Here is a 19039-nt window from a genome sequence, read left to right as displayed (position 1 = left end):
CTACTTCTTTAAATTAATCGCTTCTTTCACCAAATCATCGCCCGTAGTGAAGGCTTTAGCATTCATAGAATAACCCCGTTGCATTAAAATTAAATTCGTAAGAGAGCTGCCGGCATTGACATTGCTCGTTTCCAAATATTTATGCATGACCTTGCCAAACTTCAACTTGCCATCATCGCGATCCCAGCCTAAAATGGGGTTGCCGCTTAGAGGGGCTGCTCGCCCGTTTCTTGTAACATTGGTGATGTCAAAGAGATTGCTCCCCACTTTGCGCAGTCCTTGATCATTGGTGAAGGCGGCGATGCCCACCCGCCCCATCGTTTCGATCGCTCCATTGCTAAAAGCCAAATGGATCACCCCATTGTCGTCGATACGCATGTTTTGCAACAAGCCTTTAGGCTTGCCATCTTGGGAGATTTGGTAGATTTTGGAGTCTTCATAGGGCACATCGCTGGATTGGTAATCCTTGCTCTTGGCGATGTTGTAGGTCAAGGGAGTGCCTTTAAAGTTTAATGTAACGGGCTTGGCCTGCATTTTGCCGTCTTTGTCAAAGGTGATCGTTTGGCGCACGGTTTGCGGAGTGATGGGCAGCTTGGAGCGCATTTCTATAATGGAGCTCTCCACATCCCATTTTTCTGTAGTGGGAGGGTTTGCCATCGGGTCTTTGGAGTTAGTCATAAAAAAGTCGCTTTTAAGCAAATACTTATCCCCACCCTTGTCGTAAATCTCGGCAGTGGTGCTGTAAAAGGGGATTCTAATCCCCACAGAGTCGCGCGTTTCGCCCTTTTTAAGGATCATCCCACTCGCCGTCCAACCGAGTTTCTCCGCCATCGGCCCGCCGATAAACAGCGTGGCTTCGGGGTCTGTGGGGTTTTTGATCTGTAGCATGAGTGGGGATTTGATCTGATCGGGCTTGCTCTTGGCGATCGTTAAATCTAAGTTGGCTTTGGTTTTTAAGAGATTTTTTAAATCGCCCAGAGTGTGGAACTCGTTTTTCTCAGGCCCGCCCGTGCCGTATTTAAAGGTCAAGTCCTGCGCCATGTCGCCTTTAACCATCATGATCTCCAAATTGCGGTGCATGGCTAGATCCAAAGGCTCGTTGTCGTCATTGGCTAGGGCGTTGGCGTCTTGGTTTAAAAAGCGCTCGTTGATGATCTCGCCATCTTTATTTAAAAAATACTCTTCAGCGGGGCGGACATGGTTTTTGGCATTTAAATTGAGACTCATGTCCACCTTCGTGGTCAGCACGGGTTGGTATTGCACATCTCTGGGCAAGTATAAAGTGCTGAGTTTGCCGCTTTTTAAAATCTTGGCTTCTTCATCGGGGTTGCCCGCTGTCAACACCCCATTTTTAATCTTATGTAAATCCACGCCATAGAGGTAGTAGCCATGCGTGTTGACGATGTAGCCATCCGCGTCCCTTAAAAAATTGCCCTCCCTAGTGTAAAAGTTCTCTTGCGCCTGCTTGTAGCCATCCTTATTGATCTGCATGCTCCCGTTTTTATTCGGACCCACAATGAACCACCCGCTCCCCTGATAGGCCATGTTGAACTCGCCATCGCTGGGCATATACTCGCCATCGCGATCGGAAATGGCGTTGCTCCCCTTAGTAACCCCAAAGTTGCGATCATCGGCGGTAACATTGCTCGCCCCCAAAGTGTCCAAATGGGCGGAGAAAAGGGATTTAAACTCGGGGGTGTTCTCTCGATAGCCCACCGTGTTGATGTTGGCGATGTTGTTAGACAAGCTGTCTATGCCAAATTGGTGGGTCTTGATGCCTGAATAGGCGTTTAAAAGGGTGTCGTTCATGCAAGACTCTTAGAAGTGGGGTTAGCGTGGGTGCTGGCTTGCTCTAAAGGATTAGGGCGGTGGGGTGCTGTGTTGGCGGTGCTGGCAGGGTTAAAGCCTTGCATAGCGTGGGTGGGGCTGTTTAAGGGGTTAGGCGCACTTAGGGGGCTGTGGCTGTTGGCGGTGTGTTGCATTGCGTTTAGGGAGCTATGGCTCATTTGGTTTAGCCCGCCATTTTGGGCGGTGTGTGGGGTGTTTAGGGGGCTTTGTGTGTGGGGCACATGCGGGCTTTGGGGGGCGTGGCTGGGTGTTTGGTTTAATGCGCTTGTCTGCGCGGTGTGTGGGGCATTTAGGGGGTTTGTGTGGCTAGGGGTGCTTAGAGGCGTGTTATGCGCTAGGGGGGTTGTTGGGGCGTGGGTGGTGGCGTTGAAGCTTTGGGCTGTGCCTGCGTGGCTGGCGGTGGGGGTTTTGGCAAGAGTGGGCAGATTGTTTAAATTTGTGGGTTTAGCCGCTTGTGTAGGGGCGGTGGGTTTGGGAGCAGATTTTTCGGGCACAAAATGCACGGCGTTTTCTCTTTGCTCTTTTTCTCGTCTGGTGGTGTTGCGATCGTAAAACTCTAGGGCACTATCCATTGGCAAGACCATTTCGCCCATGCGTAACATCGGTTTGCCCTTTTCAAACACCACGCTTTGCACTTCACCCCGCCCTATGCGGGTGTGTAGGTATTTGTTACTCTTGGGGTCTAAATTATACTCGGCAAAGACTTCATAAGTGCCCGGGGCGACAGGCTTGCCTTGATCGTTCAAGCCGTCCCACTCAAAGCGCACATACCCCCCCTGCCCCTCTTTGCTTTTGAGCGATAGGGTGCGGACCAATTGTTTATCCTTGTCAAAGATTTGCACCCCCGTGTTGCCCTCGCTGTTTCTAATGGGCTCGTCAAAGTAGAGCGAAAACTCGACCTTGCCCTTTGTAACATTGATCCCCTTGACATCGGTTTCGGCGATTTTGCCAATCATCGACACGCTGTTAAGCCCGCTCGCCTGCGTCATCGCCAAGTTGCTTTTTAAGGTGTTGTCCACGCCCTGATCTAGGTGGTCTAAGGTTTCTTTAAGCTTGCCCTGAAAATCCTTTAAGGATTTGTTTGTGTCCCTCGTAGATTGCATCGCATCGGCGACTTCCTTCATCGTCTTTTTGTTCTCCTCTTGCATTTCCACTTGCGAGAGTTGGGCGGTTTGGCTAATGATTTTATCCGTTTCCATCGGGGCGGTCGGGTCTTGGTTTTTGAGTTGCTCTAAAAAGAGCTTCATAAAAGCGTCTTTATCTAAGCCATTGGCGATCTTAGGCTCGTGTTTCTTTTTTTCCATCGCCGCCTTTTGCCCCGTAACTTCGGCTAAATCAATGGGCATGCCATCCTCCCAAACCTAAGAATTAGCCCCCATTATACACTAGAAACCCTAAAGCTTAAAACCACCATGCGTAAAGGGTAAAAATTTAGTTTTTTACTCATCTTCCCCAAAAGGATTAGAGTATATGTAAACAGCGTTGGATGATTGGAGTCGACAGCTTGAGACTAAAAAACATAGATAATGCCCATGTGCCTTTCGCTCTAGGGGCGTTAATACCGAAAAAAATTATCTTTAAGCTCTTTGCCATTGCAAATATGCTAAAAACCGGACAGCGATTACCCCATGCGCCTTTGAATAGAATGCGCAGATTAATCACAGCGAAATAAAATAAAGTTGAGGCATGCACACACATAGGAATATTATGTTGGGTTCAATCTTAGGGCTTTGTGTCATAGGGGTTTTAGCCCTTGTGTCGCTAAAAATCGCCCATTTACCCTTTTTAACCACACACCACATTTCGCCCTTGTTAGTGGCGGTTTTAATTGGGCTCTTGGGTTCGTTTCTTTACCCAAAAATCGCCTACTGGACGCACCACGGCGTGCATTTTAGTGCTAAAAAGCTCTTGCGCTTGGGTATTATTTTATACGGCTTTAATGTTACGATCAACGATATTCTGCACTACGGCTACACCCCCTTGTTTGTGGCGTTGGTAGTGGTTGTAGGGATATTCTTACTCGGGGTGTGGCTGGGGGGCAAAATGGGCTTAGAGAAAGACTTAAGCATGCTCGTGGCGTGTGGGAGTGCAGTGTGTGGGGCGGCGGCGGTCTTGGCTTTAGAGAGTGTGCTTAAATCCCCTCCCTTTAAGGGCGTGGTGGCGGTGGGCACCGTGATCGTCTTTGGGCTCTTGGCAATGTTTCTTTACCCCTTTGTTTATAACTTGGGCTGGGTGCCCTTAAGCCCCCTTGCTGAGGGTGTGTATATTGGGGCGACCTTGCACGAAGTCGCCAATGTTGCAGGGGCGGCGAGTGGGATTTCTTTAGAGGCCGAAAAGGTCGCTGTAACTATAAAAATGGTGCGCGTGATCATGCTCATCCCCTTGCTTTTAGCCGTGTCGTTTTACTTGAAAAGCACGAACGCTGAACACAAGCACAAGGTCAAATTACAAGTGCCTTGGTTTGCCTTTATATTCTTAGGCATGGTGGTGGTGCACTCTTGCTTACAGCCCTTATTTGGCGGCTTTGTGGCGCCCGAGGTGCTCAAACACAGCGTGGAGATGTTGCGTTTTGGGTCTGTGGTGTGCTTGGTGTGCGCGATGGGGGCTTTGGGCTTACAAGTGGAGCTAAAAAAGTTTTTAAGCTTAGGGGGGCGCGCTTTTGGTTTAGCCTTTGCACTTTTTATCATTTTAATCTTTGGGGGTTTTGGGTTGGTGAAGGTGTTTTTTGTGGGATAGCGTAGGAAACGCTCAAATAGCTTAGTCGCGCTTAGAATAAGTGCTATCCATGCAAAAACGCTATGCATCCTTTCCTTCTTAAGCCACTTCAAGCTAGAATAAACCAAAAACTTCTAAGGATTCTCATGGACTTCCCTCCCTTTGACAACGCCCTAGAAAAACGCTTTTACCAAATTTGGCAAGAGCGGGGGCATTTTGAGGTGAGTGAGGATACAACCAAACCCCCCTTTTGCATCATCATGCCCCCACCAAATGTTACCGGCAGGCTACATATGGGGCATGCGCTCACGCTGAGTTTACAAGATATTTTGGTGCGTTTTAAACGCATGGATGGGTATCGGGTGCTTTATCAGCCCGGCTTAGATCACGCCGGGATTGCCACGCAAAATGTCGTGGAAAAACAACTACTCGCGCAAGGGGTGAAAAAGGAACAACTCGGGCGTGAAGCGTTTATTAAAAAAGTGTGGGCGTGGAAGGAGGCTTGCGGGGGGCAGATTTTAGAGCAGATGCAAGAGCTTGGGGTATCTTGTGCGTGGAGCCGCCTGCGCTTTAGCATGGACGCTGGCTTAGAAAAGGCGGTGAGGAGTGCCTTTAAAGCGTGGTTTGACAAAGGGCTTATTGTGCAAGACACCTATATGATCAATTGGTGCTGCAAGGATGGGGCACTAGCGGACATTGAGGTGGAGTATAAAGAGGAGCTAGGCAAGCTGTATTATTTACGCTATCCGCTAGAAAGTAGGGGAGAGGTGGTGGTGGCGACCACGCGCCCAGAAACTTTCTTTGGGGATGTCGCTCTAATGGTGCACCCTGAGGATGAACGCTACAAACACCTAATCGGGCAAAACGCCTTATTGCCCCTCACACACCGCTCTATCCCCATTATAGCCGACGAGTATGTCGATCCTAGCTTTGGGAGTGGGTGCGTGAAGGTTACGCCCGCCCACGACCCTAATGACTATGCTGTGGGTAAAAGGCATAATTTAACTCCTTTGGTGATTTTTAACGAGCAGGGGGTGTTAAACGCACATGCCGGGGCATTTGCTGGGCTAGACCGCTTAGAGGCACGCCCTAAGATTGTAGAGGCTTTAAAAGAAGGGGACTATCTTAAAGAGGTGCAAGAACACCCGCACCAAGTGGGCGTGTGCTACCGCTGTGATAGCCCCATTGAGCCCTACATTTCTAAGCAGTGGTTTGTCAAACAAGAAGTTGCCAAAGGTTCTATAGAAAAAATGGCGCAAGGTTTAGCGCAATTTTACCCCCCCCACTGGCGCAACAACTACAATGCGTGGATGCAGGAGCTGCGCCCGTGGTGTATCAGCCGGCAACTTTGGTGGGGACACCAAATCCCCGTTTTCACTTGTGCTAACGGGCATCAGTTTGTGCCCCTAGAAACCCCCACACACTGCCCCACTTGTGGCGACACCCACCTAGAGCAAGACCCCGATGTGTTAGACACTTGGTTTAGCTCAGGGCTATGGGCGTTTAGCACGCTAGGCTTTGCCCAAGAAGGGCTAGAGGGCTTTGAGGGCGTGAAGTTTAACCTCGATGATTTAAAAGACTTCTATCCAAATAGCGTGTTAATCACGGGTTTTGATATTCTCTTTTTTTGGGTGGCAAGGATGCTTTTAAGTGGGGAGAGTTTGCTAGGCAAGTTGCCCTTTAAACACATTTACCTACACGCTTTGGTGCGCGATGAAAACGGCGAAAAGATGAGTAAATCTAAGGGCAATGTGATCGACCCCTTAGAGCTCATTAAGACCTATGGGAGCGACTCCGTGCGTTTTGCTTTGGCGATGTTATGCGTGCAGGGGCGGGATTTATGCCTAAACCCCAAAGTGCTAGAGCAAGCCAAACACTTTAGCCACAAGCTCTACAACGCCGCCCTTTTCTTAAGCACACAACCTGCCACCAAAACCACCGGCTTTAACACAAGCTTAGGGGCGTATGCCAAGTCCCGCCTAAATGCCGCTACTAAAGAGGTGCGCTACGCTTTGGAGCTTTACCGCTTCAACGATGCCACCACCGCCCTTTACCGCTTCTTTTGGGGCGAGTTTTGTGACTGGGTGCTGGAGTTTTCTAAGGCGTTCAAGCACAGCCAACAAACCCCCCTAGTCTTTGGCGAGCTCATAGAGGTATTTAAAGAGGGCTTGAAACTCTTGCACCCCTTCATGCCCTTTCTTAGCGAGTATTTACACCAAAGCCTAGATCAGCAGAGCCTAGAAAATGCCCCGTCCATTATGATAAGCCCCTATCCCAAAGACAGCACGCAAGATGAGGGGCTGGAGGCACGCTTTAACTTAATGAAAGAGAGCATCACGGCACTTAGGCGGCTTAAGATTTTGCTAAACGCCCCCATTGAGTCCGCTTCTATTGAGAGTGCCACTGCCCTAGAAGTGGAGGATTTGCAATGCATTAGCAAACTTAGCAAAATCCCTAGCATTTCTGTAACACAAAGCAAACCGCCTAAATCTTTGAGCGACACGGGGGAGCTGGGTGTAGTGCATGTCAGCCTAGAGGGGGTGGATGTAAGCGCGCTTGTAGGGCGTTTAAAAGCACAATTAGAGAAGTTGAAAAAAGAGCAGGCGAAGTTGAATTTAGACAACCAGCAGTTTTTGGCTAAAGCCCCTAAGGCTTTGCTAGAAAGTCTGCAAGAACGCAACAAGACCATACTTGAAAAACAAGCCCAAGTGCAAAAAGAACTTTTAATGCTAGAAGGATAAGTATGTTTGACACCTTGACACAATCTTTTAAAAACGCCTTAGGCAAAATCCGCTTCCAAGACGATTTAAAAGCCCTAGAAAAAGCCCTAGATGAGCTCAAAAAAGCTTTATTAAGAAACGATGTCCACCACAAAGTCGCCAAAGAGCTCGTTAAAAACATAGAGGCAAAGACCAAAGCAAAGGGCATTGGCAAACAGCAGTTTTTAGACGCACTGCAAGAGAGTTTATTAGAGATTTTGAGTGTGCCCGGGGCTGCTAGCGGTTTTGTCTATGCCCCCACACCGCCCACGATCGTGCTGATGTGTGGCTTGCAAGGGGGGGGCAAAACCACGACTTGCGCCAAGCTAGCAAACTACCTCAAAACCCGTAATAAAAAGGTGTTGTTGGTGGCATGCGATTTGGAGAGGTTAGCCGCTATAGAGCAGTTGCAGGTTTTGGGGGCACAAATCGGGGTGGAGGTGTTTCATAAAGAGGGGAGCGTGCTTGACATTGCTAAGGGGGCACTAGAGAGGGCGAAAGAGGGGCAGTTTGATGTGGTGCTTGTGGATAGTGCGGGGCGTTTAGCCATCGATAAGCCTTTAATGGACGAGCTCAAAGCCCTAAAAAATCTCTTAAACCCGCTGGAAACCTTCTATGTGGCGGATGCTTTAAGTGGGCAGGACGGGGTGCGATCCGCCCAGACTTTCCACACCGAGATAGGCATTAGTGGGGTGGTGTTAAGCAAGTTTGACAGCGATAGCAAGGGGGGCGTGGCTCTTGGCATTGCCCACCAACTTCAAATCCCCTTGCGTTTTATCGGGCATGGGGAGAAAATCCCCGATTTAGATATTTTCGTGCCTGAGCGCATCGCTAATCGCCTCATGGGCGCGGGCGATATTGTGAGTTTAGTAGAGAAAACTAGCAGTGTGATCGACCCCAAAGAGGCCAAAAACATTTCTAAAAAACTCAAAAAGGGGCAATTTGGCTTTAACGACTTTTTGGAGCAGTTAGAAAAGGTTAAAAAGCTCGGCTCCATCAGCTCTTTGGTGTCGATGATCCCCGGGCTTAGTGGGGTGGCAGGGGCACTTAAGGGCACGGATTTAGAAAACTCAGCGGAGATCAAAAAGATTAAGGCGATGGTGAACTCCATGACCGCTAAAGAGCGCGACAACCCGTCTATCCTCAATGGCAGCCGCAAAAAACGCATTGCGCTAGGCTCGGGGTTAGATGTGGCTGAGATCAATAGGATTTTGAAGAGATTCGATCAAGCAAGCCAGCTTGCTAAAAAGCTCAGTTCTAAGGGGGGTGTGGCGAATCTACTCCACATGTTGCAACAAAATCAGCCTCCTAGATGATTTAAGTTAGCGCTCTAACTCAAAGAGGACTAGACTTAAGGGATCATTCATCGATTAGGGTAACGAGTTTGCGCTCTAGGTTTGCCATTGTTTGGAGTTGATCTACAATCTCGTGCAAGAGGGGGATGAGGGGGGCTAGGTGGGGATCTTTTAAAGCATCTTCTAGAATGGTTTTATAACCTTGAAACACGCCTTCAAGGTAATCAAGTGACACCATGTCCTTCGTGTAGTATTCTTGCAAGACTTGGAATAAAATGGTGCTCTCTTTGAATAAATCCTTTTCATCGTTGGTGTCTGTCTTTTGCCTTTTGCGGTCTTTGGCGGTGGAGTGTTTGAGCTGGTCGTTAAACAGCGTGATGTCTTCACACACACTCACTTGGTAAACCGCCATTTCACGCACAGCATCATCGATCGCTTGCAACGAAAACTCCGCACACAGCGAGGGGGCAAAAAGGGTGATGAACACCAAAGACAAGCACAGACGCATACAAATCCTTTACCTTGAATTATACACCAAAACCCACGGGTTTATGTTATACTGACACTTTACACTGCCAATTAAAGAGGACGCTTGAAACCCACGCAGACCCTGCTCTTCACCCCCGGACCCACTCCCCTACACCCCGCCGTTGCCAACACCTTAAGCCAACCTATACCCCACCACCGCACGCCTGAATTTGAGGCGATCTTTGGCTCTGTGCGCCAACAACTCAAAGAGATGATAGGGCTTGCTGAGGTTTTAACTCTCGTTAGTAGCGGCACGGGGGCGATGGAGGCGGCGTTGTTGCAATTTGTGCGCCCCAGCACAGAGCCCGCTTTGTTGGTGCTGAATAATGGCAAATTTGGCGAGCGTTTTGGCAAGATCGCAAGGGCACATAGCCTAAGCGTGGTGGAGATCAAAAGCGCGTGGGACACCCCCATTAACCCCGATCAAGTGCTAGAAACCTTACAAAGAAACCCCCGTATCCAAGCGATCGCCCTGCAAGTGTGCGACTCTTCGGGGGGGCTGCGTTTAGACTTTGAGGGCATCAGCGAAGTGGCTAAAGAGCACAACCCTAAGATTGTTACAATCATTGACGCCATCACCGCTCTAGGGGTCGAGCCTTTACAAACAAGCCATATCGATGTGTTGATCGGCGGTAGTCAAAAGGCGTTCATGCTCCCTGTGGGCTTGAGCTTTTTGGGCTTAAGCGATTTTGCGCTTTCACAATTAGAGGATCGGGGCTATTACTTTAACCTCAAACTAGAGCTAAAAAACCAGCAAAAAAATACCACCGCCTTCACAGCGGGCATTTTGCACATTTTGGGACTACAAACCTACTTTGAGTGTGTGCGAAATTTAGGCGGATTTGACACCCTTTACACTGCCACGAAAAAGAGGGCGGAGAGCACCCACAAAGCCCTTGAAGCCCTAGGGCTTGAAATTTACCCCAAAGCCCCCGCGCTGTGTATGTCTGTGATTTACCATGAACAAGCAAGCCGCATTAGAAAACACCTACACCAAAAATATGGGGTCTTGGTAGCAGGCGGACAGGACGCTCTAAAAGATTATCTTTTGCGTATCAACCACATGGGGATCATAGAAACACACCAAAGCGCATGGGTGCTAAGTGCCCTAGAGCAAAGCCTTGTGGATTTGAAACTGCGCCCAAGCTTTGAGGGCGTGGCGATCAAGGCGTTCATGCAACACCACTACAAGGAGGTTTAATGCGCCTTTACTACGGCTACAACGAATTTAGACAAGATGTGGTGGATTTAGCCAAAATGGTTGAGGTGGATTTTAAACCCCAAGCGATCGTGTCTATTTTAAGGGGTGGCATGACTTTGGCGCACTTTTTGGGGCTTTACTGGGACACTAAAGAGGTCTATGCGATCAACGCGAGCTCTTATGGAACGGATCGCAAACAAGGTGAACTTGTGATCGACAATGTCCCCAAACTCAAACCCACCCACAAAGAAATTCTAGTTGTGGATGAGATCGTGGATAGTGGCCGTAGCTTTTTGGGCGTGATGCAGGTGCTAAAAGAACATTACCCCACAGCCCGCTTTAAAAGTGCGGTGCTCTTTGCGCATAAGAGTGCACATTTTCAGGCGGATTACACCCTAAAAGAGGCGACTTCGTGGATAGACTTCTTTTGGGAGGTGGATACACAGGGAGATTACATTGCCTAAATTACATTTGATTTCTTTGGGTTGTTCTAAAAATTTAGTGGATAGTGAAGTGATGCTAGGCAAACTCGCCCATTACGAACTCACCAACGATTTAAGCGTCGCCGATGCGATCATTGTGAATACTTGTGGGTTTATCCAGTCGGCTAAAGAGGAGAGCATTCGGGTTTTGCTAGAAGCCATTGAGGGGCGTAAAAAGGGGGCGGTGGTCGTGGCTAGCGGTTGTCTTAGCCAACGCTATAAAGAAGAGTTGGCGAAAGAATTGCCCGAAATCGACATTTTCACGGGCGTGGGCGATTACGACAAAATAGACACCCTGCTCGCCCAAAAGCAAAGCCAGTTTTCTAAACGCGTCTTTTTAGCTAGCCAACACGCCCGTACCATCATCGGCTCGTCTGTGCATGCCTATGTCAAATTAAGCGAGGGGTGTAACCAAAGTTGTAGCTTTTGTGCGATCCCCAGCTTTAAAGGGCGTTTGCAAAGCAAGAGCATAGAGAGTGTGTTAAACGAAGTGGAGGGGCTAGCCAAGAGAGGCTACACGGACATTAGTTTTATTGCCCAAGACTCTAGCTCTTATTTGCAAGATTTAGGCGTTAAAGAGGGATTAACCCAGCTCATTAAAGCCATTGATAAACAAGGCACACTCAAAAGTGCCAGGATTTTTTATCTCTACCCCACAAGCACCACGCACCAACTTATCGAGGCGATCGCAAACTCGCCTATTTTTGCCAATTACTTTGACATGCCCATCCAGCACATCAGCGACTCCATGCTAAAAACCATGCGCCGTAACTCTAGCAAAGCCAAGCATTTAGAGCTCTTAAAAGCCATGCGTGCGGTGCCCGGTAGCTTTTTACGCTCTACCTTGCTTCTAGGTCACCCACACGAACAAGAGAGCGACATAGATGAGCTAGAGGCGTTTTTACAAGAGTTTAAATTTGACCGCTTAAATCTCTTTGCCTTCAGTGCTGAGGAGGGCACAAAGGCTTATGGCATGCCCCAAATTGCAGAGAAACTTATTAATGAGAGGCTCGATCGCATCAATACCCTAGTGCAAGAGCAGGTGCAAGCCTCCATGCAAAGCCTCGTGGGGCAGACCTTGGAGGTCATTGTGGAGGGGGCTAGCGAGGACAATCTCTTTTTGCGTGCGCGTGATCGGCGTTGGGGCTTAGAGATCGATGGAGAAATTTTAATCAATGAAAGCCATTTAGAGCACACCCCCCCGGGGCACTACATCGCCCACTGCCACAGCTTCCAAGAGGGGATACTCTTAGGTAGGGTGGTGGCTTAAGTTCTACTTGGGGCTCAGTGCCCGGCACTTGTGTAAATGAAGATCCTTTGTTCTTTGTTAAAAAACGCCCTCATCGTTGAGATCTAAAATCTTTTGTCCCAAGTGTCTTTGCCCCTTTCTATTATTTTAGCCCTTTATGCAAGGGATCAGCAGGGCGTGGATTTTGATTTTATCGCCAATTTCCTCTTTGCTACTCTAGAGGGCAAGGGCTTTAAACTCAAAGACTGAGCCCATCACCCCCCACATAGACAAATACCCCAACGCTAAAAAGGCAAAAGAGACGCAGGCATTCTTCTACCCGCCAAGAGACATCAACGCCCTGTCCGCTCACAAACCTTTATGCCAAGCCAAAAGACGCATAGCGTGCTAGTCGCCCCACAAAAATACGGCCTGTATTGCTACAAGGGGCAATGGGGGTGCAATCCATGCTCTATGTCTGTATTCCTATCACCCACCTAAACACAGCAACCCCACTTTTAGGAAGAAGGGCGGGGTTAAAAGAGTGTGGTTTTTATTTTAGGGGCAGAACACAAAGATTTTTTATTGGAACTTTTTAAGATTTTTGCTACTTTAAGCCCTAACCACCACCATGATATCCTACAAATTTTGGAAGTGATTTTATGTACCAGAAAGACCTAGAAAACTATTTAAAAACCCACATCCCTAGGGCGGTGTTGCTCTATGGAGAGTGGGATTTTTACATTGAGTATTACGGGCAAAAGATCGCCAAGCTCTACCCACAAGCGCAAGTCAATCGGGCGTATTTTAGCGAGTTTGATTTAAACGAGTGTCTGGAGTGGCTCGGGCAATCTAGCCTATTTGCACAGGGTAATTTAGTGTGGCTAAAGCTAGATAAAAAACTAGGGGTCAAGGATATCCAAAAACTCTTAGACGCTCTAGTCAAGAACCCCCAAAACGCCCTCATCGTTGAGTTTTATAGGGCGAAAAGCCAAAGCGAGTACGCCCAAGATTTTAGGCAATTTAGCGGGTATTTCAAGCACCCCATTTTATTAGACTCGGTGCTAGAAGTGCGCTTTTTCACCCCCCCCTATGACACACTCCTAAAGTTAGTGCAAGAGAAAATCCATGAGTTGCAACTGCAAATCAGCCAAGAGGCGTTGCACTTGCTCTTAGAGGGGCATAATTTTGATTTGCGCTTGGTCCATAGGGATTTAGAAAAATTAGCCCTACTAGAGCAGAATGTAGGCTTACAAGAGGTGCAGGATTTTGTGCAGGGCATGGGGGCGGTGGAGGTGAGCGGGTTTTTAAACGCCTTGTTTGCCAAAAGGGGAGTGTTGGAGCTTTGGGGGCGATTGCAAAATGAGGGGGTAGATGAAAACGAGTGGCTTAGGGCGTTGTGGCGGTATTTTTATCAACTCTTTGGCTTTTACGCCTATAGTCAAAAAGGGCAAGCGCAGGCTAAGGACATTTTAGGCTACACCCCCCCACCTGCCGTGATTAAAGAGTTAAAAGGGCGGTGCCAAAAAGTCGCCGATTACGCTACACTGTTTGGTTTGTTGCAAAGTTGGCACAGCGTAAACTTGCAGGGGCAAAGAGAAAAAAGTTGGCATTTTTTAATCAAAATACAAGATTGTATCCGCTAGAATCGTGAGGTTACCTTGCTCTTTTTCAAGGATAGAAGGGCGTAAACCAAAAGGAGATTTTTTTGAAGCATTACGAGACGATGTTTATCCTTAAACCCACTTTGGTGGAAGAGGAACTTCAAAGCAAGATTGCTTTTTACCAAGAAGTGATCACGGGACAAGGAGGCGTGATCGCCAACACCTTAGATATGGGCGCACGCCATTTGGCTTATGAGATTCAAAAGCACAAAAGGGGTTATTACTTTGTCATCTATTTTCAAGCCGAGCCTGAAGCAGTTTTAGAGCTTGAAAGGCTTTACCGCATTAATGAGGATGTGTTGCGCTTTATCATTTTGAAATACGAGAATAAAAAAGAACAGAAAGCGTGGCACACTTTGGTGGATCGAGCGAGCAAGAAAATCTTGCATGCCGTGCCTGAAAAGCCCCACAAAGAAACCTCTGCCAAAGAGCCCCCAGCAGAAGGTCAAGGTGTATAATAAAATCACCCTTGTCGGACATTTCACAAGAGATGTAGAAGTGCGCCACTTGTCTAGTGGGTCTGTGGTGGGGAGTGGGGGGATTGCCACGAACCACACCTACAAAAAACAAGATGGGAGCAAGGAACAAGAAACTTGTTTTGTGGACCTCACCTTTTTTGGGCGTACGGCTGAGATCGCCCAGCAATACCTGCATAAGGGGTCTAAGGTACTCATTGAAGGACGCTTAAAGTTTGAGAGTTGGACAGACAACGCAGGCAATAAACGCAGCAAGCATGTTGTGGTGGTGGAGAATTTGGTGATGTTGGATAGCAAGGCGCAAAGCGAGGGCTATATGCAAATTCCGCAAGGCTACGCACAAACCCCCCAAGGTGGTTTTGCTCCCCAAAATAATTTCGCCACGCAAGGCTATCAGCAAGCCCCCAAGCGGGAAGAAAAAATCCCCGAGATCAATGTCGATGATGACATGCCTTTTTAAACCACACTAAAGGAAGTAAATGGAAAGAAAGAAGTACTCGAAACGCTACTGTAAATACACAGAAGCCAAGATTGAGTTCATCGATTATAAGGATTTGGAGTTGTTAAAACACTCCCTATCCGAACGCTATAAAATCATGCCCCGCCGTTTGACGGGCAATAGTAAAAAATGGCAAGAGAGGGTTGAAGTGGCAATCAAAAGGGCAAGGCACATGGCTTTGATCCCCTATGTGGTGGATCGTAAAAAAGTGGTGGATAACCCTTTTAGATTGTCTTAATTCCAAAACAAGGAGAAAACATGGTTTCTAAAAAGTTAGTGTTGTTAGGTTTAGCTGGGGCTTTAGCCCTAGCCGGGTGCGATAAGGCTAAAGAAGACCACAATTCCAAAAAAGAGGAAAGCCACAAAGAAGCCCCTGAAACAGATATGAAAAAAGAAGGGGCAGATAAACCCGGTGTAAAAAAAGAAGAGGGTAAACCCACAAGTCAGGTGGCTAAACCCGAAGAGGGTCAAGTTGTTACCAAGGCAGAGGCCATTACAGACCAAGATGTTGCTAAAGTGGCTAAGAGCGCACTAGAGGATATGCTAAAAGACCCTAAAGTGCAAAAAATTAAGGAGCATAACATTTTTGTTGTTGAGGCTAAAAACAGCATCAAAGGGAAAATCGACACAGCTAAGCTCACCCATATAGAGGAAGCTGTGCTGAAAGAGCAAAAAAAATTTGTTGTGATTGAGCCCCACGCCAAGAACGCGAAAACCGCTGGTTTGATGTTAAGCACCCATTTAGAACAAAACACCACTAAAGCAGGTGTTGCGGTGTTGGTTTTGCATTTAATGGATGCCAAAAATGGTTCAGCTATATGGAAAAAAGAACTTCCCATCACACACGCTGAGTCACAAGCCAAAGCGGGCATTAAGTCTTAGTTGTTTTTTTGTGCTAGAATTTGACTTCATGTTATTTTTAAGGGAGCAGACATGGGTGTTAAGAAGTGGTTGTTACTAGGGAGTGTTGTGGGCGCATTGGTTGTTGTGGGGTGCGGTGAGCCCAAATCTGGGGTGAGCAAAGAGAACAAGGAATACTATAAGGAGACCAAGGGCGCACCCAAGTGGGTGGCTGGCGATCTCAACGACATTAACATGCACGACAAGCAATACAGTGGCGTTTTCTTAGGCCGTGGAGAATACGGTATTGTGGATGGGGATGTGTCTTTTGCCACAGATCAGGCAGCCGCAGCAGCTAAGGCTAATTTGGCGGCAAACCTACAAACCACCCTTCAAAAGGAAGTTAGTAGCCAAAAAAGTAGCGATGGAAAAACCATGAACAAGACTAGCAGCACACAAATAAAAGAGGTGGTCGACAAAGAATTAAACGCTACTAAGTTGGTCGCTAGATATGTTGGGAAAGACAAAGTTTGGGTTCTATATGGGCTTGACCAAGGCATCGTGTCTAAAATCCGTGCAGAATTAGGCATGACCTCTAAGTAGGTGGAAAGGCTTTGGCTAGGGGGGGTTTTGTTGTTTTTTAGTTTTGGCTGTGGGGCTCCTGGTTGGGTGCAAAATTGCCCCACTAAAGCCTACACAGAACAGAGCAACCTTTTAGCTTGTGCCAGTGCGCCTATTGTGGGTGGGGATGTAGATTACGCCACAAACCTTGCGGGCACAAAAGCTAGGGATGAAATGGCTTCTTGGGTCTTGGCAGAGCAAAGGCAAGCCCCTAAGCAGGCTGTGCGTGTGGAGCTTGTGGGGGCACATTTGGAATCTAAATGGGTGGATGCCTCTAAGGTCTATGTCTTGTTTAGCGTGGATTTGCAAGCGGCTAAAAAAGCTAAAATCGCACCTATACCCACCCACACTAAAGAGCCAGAAACTAAAGAATCCCAAGAAAATACACAAAGTCTTGGCGTGTCAAAACCGCCAGAGAAGACTGAGGAGCTGAGTGCCCCCAAAGTGGGCGCGCCAAAGGCAAATTTGCAAACCCCCACGCCAGAGGTCAATGCGTCAAAGAAAAACAAGGCTAAGGGTGTAAAACCCGGAACGGATGAGTCAAAGGCAAAGGAGCCAAAAGGAAAGGGGCAACAAAAACCCCTACAAGTAGAAAAGAAAGGGAACAATCAAAATGGAACTGAATAAAAAAATCTTGGCTTCCTGTGTGGCGGGAGCTTTGGCTTTAGCGATCACGGGGTGCGGCAATGGTGTGTCCTACGCCTCCCAAAAAGATTTAAACGACAAAAAATACGCCACTGTGGGGTTGGATTACCAAGATGTAGAGGATGCAGCTAAAACCGCTGTGGCTTCTATGTTGCAAAGCCCTGATTTCAAGCAATTACAAGGTAAAAAGGTGATCCAAGTTGCAGATGTCATCAACGACACCATGCAACATTTTGACACAGAACAGCTAACCCAAATGGTGTTGCAAACCCTTAAAGACAAGGTGCAGGACAAATTCTATGTAACAAGGGTTGCGGGTAGCCAAAGCAGTCAGGACAAAACAATCGAGCAGTCTAGAAAATTGCGCGACAATGCGGAGTTTAACCAAGAAACCACGCAGGAAAAAGGCACGCTAAGAGCCCCCGATTTGAGCCTAAGCGGTAAGGTGATTCAGCGCAACGCCCGTGTAAGCTCGAGTAAACAGCGCATCGATTACATCTTTATTTTACGCCTTGTCAGCATTAAGAGTGGATTAGAATTGTGGAGTAGAGAGTTCCCCATCACCAAATTAGGGAGCAATAAAGCCGTTTCATGGTAGAGCACAAAAAGAATTTTAGTCTTTGCCAACAAATCCTAGTTTCTTGTGCATTAGGGGTTTCTATCTTAGGAGTTATGGGTTGTAACGATGCCCCTACACAAACGATATCCAAGAGCACCGGGCTCGCTGCCGATATTGTCAACACTGCTAGGAGAGCTTTGGCTTCTATGTTAGAAAGCCCCAAAATACAGCAATTACAAGGGGCGGTCTTTGGAGTCTTGGATGTAGCCAACAACACCAAACAACGGCTAGACACCGAGCAACTCACTGAAATATTGCTCAAAACTTTGGAGGAGAGTGCCCATGGTAAATTCTTTGCTACAAGAGCGTTCGCTGATAATAGCGCAGACCATACAATTGGTAAGGCTAGGGAATTGCAAACCCCACAACCCTCCTCTAAAAAACCCACTCTCTTCTTGGATACCTCCATCATTCAGCGCACAAACGACCAGCATACAACGAATTATATCTTAGCTTTGAGGGTGGTGAAGATTTCTACTGGTTTGGAAGTGTGGAGTGGGGAATTTTTAACAAAATAGCCTTAATCTAAAGCCCACTGCATAGAAATTCTTTGAGCTTTTAAAAATTCTTGGGCTTTTTTAAAAACCCCACTACCCAAGAAAACGGGAGGGCGGCTTTGAGCGAGCGGACTTGGGTGTGGAGCGCATAGGATTAAATGTTTAGAGTTTTGGCTTAGAACTTTCATCTTTTCTTGTGCCACTCTGCCTAAGAAGATAAACAATAGGGGGCGATCCAGCTGTGAGAGCATGTTTAAAATTTGATCTGTGAAATTCTCCCACCCTAAATGGGCATGCCCCTTGGGTTGTCCCTTTGGCACACTCAAAATCGCATTCAGTAGCAACACTCCTTGATGTGCCCATGCACTTAAATCGCCGTGCTTACTTAGGGGCGTGTTTAAGCTGATGTGCAATTCTTTATAGATGTTTTGCAGACTCTTGGGCAGGGGGGCGATTCTTGACACACTAAAACTTAGACCACAAGCAAAGGGTTTTTCTTGGTTATCATGCTTAAAGGTGCCCGGGTAGGGGTCTTGACCTAATAAGATTGTGTGTAATTTCTCAAAAGGTGTCGCTTCAAAAGCTCTAAAGATTTGGCGCATAGGGGGAAAAACTTGCGTGTTTTGTGCCTGCGCTGCCTTTAGGCTTTCTGTGTAATTGTCATTGAGTGCACTAAAGGCGGGGGTTCGGCTTAAGGGTTCTAACAGCTCAAACCATGCCGTGTTTTGTAACCGGGTCAAAATGCAGCGCAACATGACACTTGAAACTTAGAAAACTTTTGGTTTGGCTGCTCATTATTGGTGCGCACTCTTAGATATTCCTTGCTAAAAAGATCGATCGCTTCTTTAGAGGGGACAAAGTTGCATGCGCGCCTTGGATCCCTTGGCTGTCTTTTATAACTTCTTTGGCCATATTCATCAAGGCTTGGCTAATGACTTCGATCAAAGCCACGCTTTGGGCAGTTGTGAGTCTTTCATGGCCAATACGCAGACAATAATAAACCATCCCCACAACTAGCGATGCGGCGATTAAAATACGCGCCGTCATTTTGGCTTTAATGCTCTTTAACACCTAACATGCCCTTTTATTTATTATATTGGCTATTATTATAACAAAGATTGG

Annotated in this window: 20 protein-coding genes and 1 pseudogene; 16 read left to right on the top strand and 5 right to left on the bottom strand. The window is 47.5% G+C overall.

Features of this window, described 5'->3' with window-relative positions:
• Both K6J74_RS00260 and flgD read right to left on the bottom strand, forming a co-directional pair.
• Positions 1-1809 (bottom strand): flagellar hook-basal body complex protein, encoded by a 1809-nt coding sequence (locus tag K6J74_RS00260; protein WP_221271967.1) that lies wholly within the window; start codon positions 1807-1809, stop codon positions 1-3.
• A gap of 434 nt (positions 1810-2243) precedes the next feature.
• A pseudogene (gene flgD / locus K6J74_RS08865) lies at positions 2244-3194 on the bottom strand (flagellar hook assembly protein FlgD); the annotation flags it as partial.
• Between the two features lie 361 nt (positions 3195-3555).
• Here flgD and K6J74_RS00250 point away from each other — a divergent pair.
• From K6J74_RS00250 to ffh, 3 genes are all read left to right on the top strand, one after another.
• Entirely contained in the window at positions 3556-4584 is a 1029-nt protein-coding gene (locus K6J74_RS00250) for a YeiH family protein (RefSeq protein WP_260321604.1), read from the top strand.
• 125 nt (positions 4585-4709) lie between these two features.
• Positions 4710-7304, top strand: coding sequence for a valine--tRNA ligase (locus K6J74_RS00245; RefSeq protein WP_221271964.1), 2595 nt, complete (start codon positions 4710-4712; stop codon positions 7302-7304).
• A gap of 2 nt (positions 7305-7306) precedes the next feature.
• Positions 7307-8638: a signal recognition particle protein gene (gene ffh / locus K6J74_RS00240; protein WP_221271963.1), complete on the top strand. Its 1332-nt coding sequence runs from the start codon at positions 7307-7309 to the stop codon at positions 8636-8638.
• Positions 8639-8681: 43 nt separating this feature from the next.
• Here the strand turns inward: ffh and K6J74_RS00235 are convergent, their stop codons facing one another.
• On the bottom strand, positions 8682-9125 hold the full coding sequence (locus tag K6J74_RS00235; RefSeq protein WP_221271962.1) for a hypothetical protein: 444 nt from the start codon (positions 9123-9125) through the stop codon (positions 8682-8684).
• A gap of 84 nt (positions 9126-9209) precedes the next feature.
• Between K6J74_RS00235 and K6J74_RS00230 the strand changes: the two genes are divergently transcribed.
• The 13 genes from K6J74_RS00230 to K6J74_RS00170 all read left to right on the top strand — a co-directional run bounded on the left by K6J74_RS00230 (position 9210) and on the right by K6J74_RS00170 (position 17938).
• Positions 9210-10346: a pyridoxal-phosphate-dependent aminotransferase family protein gene (locus K6J74_RS00230; RefSeq protein ID WP_221271961.1), complete on the top strand. Its 1137-nt coding sequence runs from the start codon at positions 9210-9212 to the stop codon at positions 10344-10346.
• Positions 10346-10810 carry a phosphoribosyltransferase gene (locus tag K6J74_RS00225; RefSeq protein WP_221271960.1) on the top strand — a complete coding sequence of 155 codons (465 nt, stop codon included), beginning with the start codon at positions 10346-10348 and terminating at the stop codon, positions 10808-10810. The genes K6J74_RS00230 and K6J74_RS00225 overlap by 1 nt, the downstream gene beginning before the upstream one ends.
• Positions 10811-10862: 52 nt before the next feature.
• The gene (locus K6J74_RS00220; protein ID WP_260321735.1) at positions 10863-12098 is read left to right on the top strand and encodes a MiaB/RimO family radical SAM methylthiotransferase; all 1236 of its coding nucleotides are present in this window, start codon (positions 10863-10865) and stop codon (positions 12096-12098) included.
• Positions 12099-12508: 410 nt separating this feature from the next.
• The gene (locus K6J74_RS09055; RefSeq protein WP_347709918.1) at positions 12509-12655 is read left to right on the top strand and encodes a R.Pab1 family restriction endonuclease; all 147 of its coding nucleotides are present in this window, start codon (positions 12509-12511) and stop codon (positions 12653-12655) included.
• Between the two features lie 63 nt (positions 12656-12718).
• Positions 12719-13702 carry a DNA polymerase III subunit delta gene (holA, locus tag K6J74_RS00210; RefSeq protein WP_221271958.1) on the top strand — a complete coding sequence of 328 codons (984 nt, stop codon included), beginning with the start codon at positions 12719-12721 and terminating at the stop codon, positions 13700-13702.
• Positions 13703-13764: 62 nt separating this feature from the next.
• On the top strand, positions 13765-14178 hold the full coding sequence (gene rpsF / locus K6J74_RS00205) for a 30S ribosomal protein S6 (protein WP_221271957.1): 414 nt from the start codon (positions 13765-13767) through the stop codon (positions 14176-14178).
• Complete coding sequence (gene ssb / locus K6J74_RS00200; RefSeq protein WP_221271956.1) at positions 14171-14656, top strand: single-stranded DNA-binding protein; 486 nt, start codon at positions 14171-14173, stop codon at positions 14654-14656. The genes rpsF and ssb overlap by 8 nt, the downstream gene beginning before the upstream one ends.
• Before the next feature lie 19 nt (positions 14657-14675).
• Positions 14676-14933 carry a 30S ribosomal protein S18 gene (gene rpsR, locus K6J74_RS00195; protein WP_015107151.1) on the top strand — a complete coding sequence of 86 codons (258 nt, stop codon included), beginning with the start codon at positions 14676-14678 and terminating at the stop codon, positions 14931-14933.
• A gap of 20 nt (positions 14934-14953) precedes the next feature.
• Entirely contained in the window at positions 14954-15577 is a 624-nt protein-coding gene (locus K6J74_RS00190; RefSeq protein WP_221271955.1) for a hypothetical protein, read from the top strand.
• Between the two features lie 51 nt (positions 15578-15628).
• Entirely contained in the window at positions 15629-16138 is a 510-nt protein-coding gene (locus K6J74_RS00185; protein ID WP_221271954.1) for an LPP20 family lipoprotein, read from the top strand.
• 27 nt (positions 16139-16165) lie between these two features.
• A complete protein-coding gene (locus K6J74_RS00180; protein ID WP_221271953.1) occupies positions 16166-16783 on the top strand; it encodes a hypothetical protein in 618 nt (205 codons plus the stop codon).
• On the top strand, positions 16770-17399 hold the full coding sequence (gene lpoB / locus K6J74_RS00175; protein WP_221271952.1) for a penicillin-binding protein activator LpoB: 630 nt from the start codon (positions 16770-16772) through the stop codon (positions 17397-17399). Before K6J74_RS00180 ends, lpoB begins: the two co-directional genes overlap by 14 nt.
• Before the next feature lie 74 nt (positions 17400-17473).
• Positions 17474-17938 carry a penicillin-binding protein activator LpoB gene (locus K6J74_RS00170; RefSeq protein ID WP_221271951.1) on the top strand — a complete coding sequence of 155 codons (465 nt, stop codon included), beginning with the start codon at positions 17474-17476 and terminating at the stop codon, positions 17936-17938.
• A 2-nt stretch (positions 17939-17940) separates the two neighbouring features.
• Here K6J74_RS00170 and ung read toward each other — a convergent pair whose 3' ends face one another.
• Both ung and K6J74_RS00160 read right to left on the bottom strand, forming a co-directional pair.
• Positions 17941-18657: a uracil-DNA glycosylase gene (gene ung, locus K6J74_RS00165; protein ID WP_260321602.1), complete on the bottom strand. Its 717-nt coding sequence runs from the start codon at positions 18655-18657 to the stop codon at positions 17941-17943.
• A 70-nt stretch (positions 18658-18727) separates the two neighbouring features.
• Positions 18728-18988, bottom strand: coding sequence for a hypothetical protein (locus K6J74_RS00160; protein ID WP_221271949.1), 261 nt, complete (start codon positions 18986-18988; stop codon positions 18728-18730).
• Between the last annotated feature and the right edge of the window lie 51 nt (positions 18989-19039).

This window comes from Helicobacter sp. NHP19-012 (genome assembly GCF_019703325.1).
Lineage (GTDB): Bacteria > Campylobacterota > Campylobacteria > Campylobacterales > Helicobacteraceae > Helicobacter > Helicobacter gastrofelis.
Note: the sequence above shows the minus strand (reverse complement) of the source record. Positions and strands in the feature narration are given on the sequence as shown.

Coding starts and splice junctions, on each gene's coding strand:
- K6J74_RS00170 (WP_221271951.1), top strand. CDS start 17,474: ATGGGTTGTAACGATGCCCCTACACAAACGATATCCAAGAGCACCGGG.
- K6J74_RS00250 (WP_260321604.1), top strand. CDS start 3,556: ATGTTGGGTTCAATCTTAGGGCTTTGTGTCATAGGGGTTTTAGCCCTT.
- K6J74_RS00260 (WP_221271967.1), bottom strand. CDS start 1,809: ATGAACGACACCCTTTTAAACGCCTATTCAGGCATCAAGACCCACCAA.
- K6J74_RS00235 (WP_221271962.1), bottom strand. CDS start 9,125: ATGCGTCTGTGCTTGTCTTTGGTGTTCATCACCCTTTTTGCCCCCTCG.
- lpoB (WP_221271952.1), top strand. CDS start 16,770: ATGGAACTGAATAAAAAAATCTTGGCTTCCTGTGTGGCGGGAGCTTTG.
- K6J74_RS00185 (WP_221271954.1), top strand. CDS start 15,629: ATGGGTGTTAAGAAGTGGTTGTTACTAGGGAGTGTTGTGGGCGCATTG.
- K6J74_RS00220 (WP_260321735.1), top strand. CDS start 10,863: ATGCTAGGCAAACTCGCCCATTACGAACTCACCAACGATTTAAGCGTC.
- rpsR (WP_015107151.1), top strand. CDS start 14,676: ATGGAAAGAAAGAAGTACTCGAAACGCTACTGTAAATACACAGAAGCC.
- K6J74_RS00190 (WP_221271955.1), top strand. CDS start 14,954: ATGGTTTCTAAAAAGTTAGTGTTGTTAGGTTTAGCTGGGGCTTTAGCC.
- K6J74_RS09055 (WP_347709918.1), top strand. CDS start 12,509: ATGGGGGTGCAATCCATGCTCTATGTCTGTATTCCTATCACCCACCTA.
- K6J74_RS00245 (WP_221271964.1), top strand. CDS start 4,710: ATGGACTTCCCTCCCTTTGACAACGCCCTAGAAAAACGCTTTTACCAA.
- holA (WP_221271958.1), top strand. CDS start 12,719: ATGTACCAGAAAGACCTAGAAAACTATTTAAAAACCCACATCCCTAGG.
- ffh (WP_221271963.1), top strand. CDS start 7,307: ATGTTTGACACCTTGACACAATCTTTTAAAAACGCCTTAGGCAAAATC.
- K6J74_RS00225 (WP_221271960.1), top strand. CDS start 10,346: ATGCGCCTTTACTACGGCTACAACGAATTTAGACAAGATGTGGTGGAT.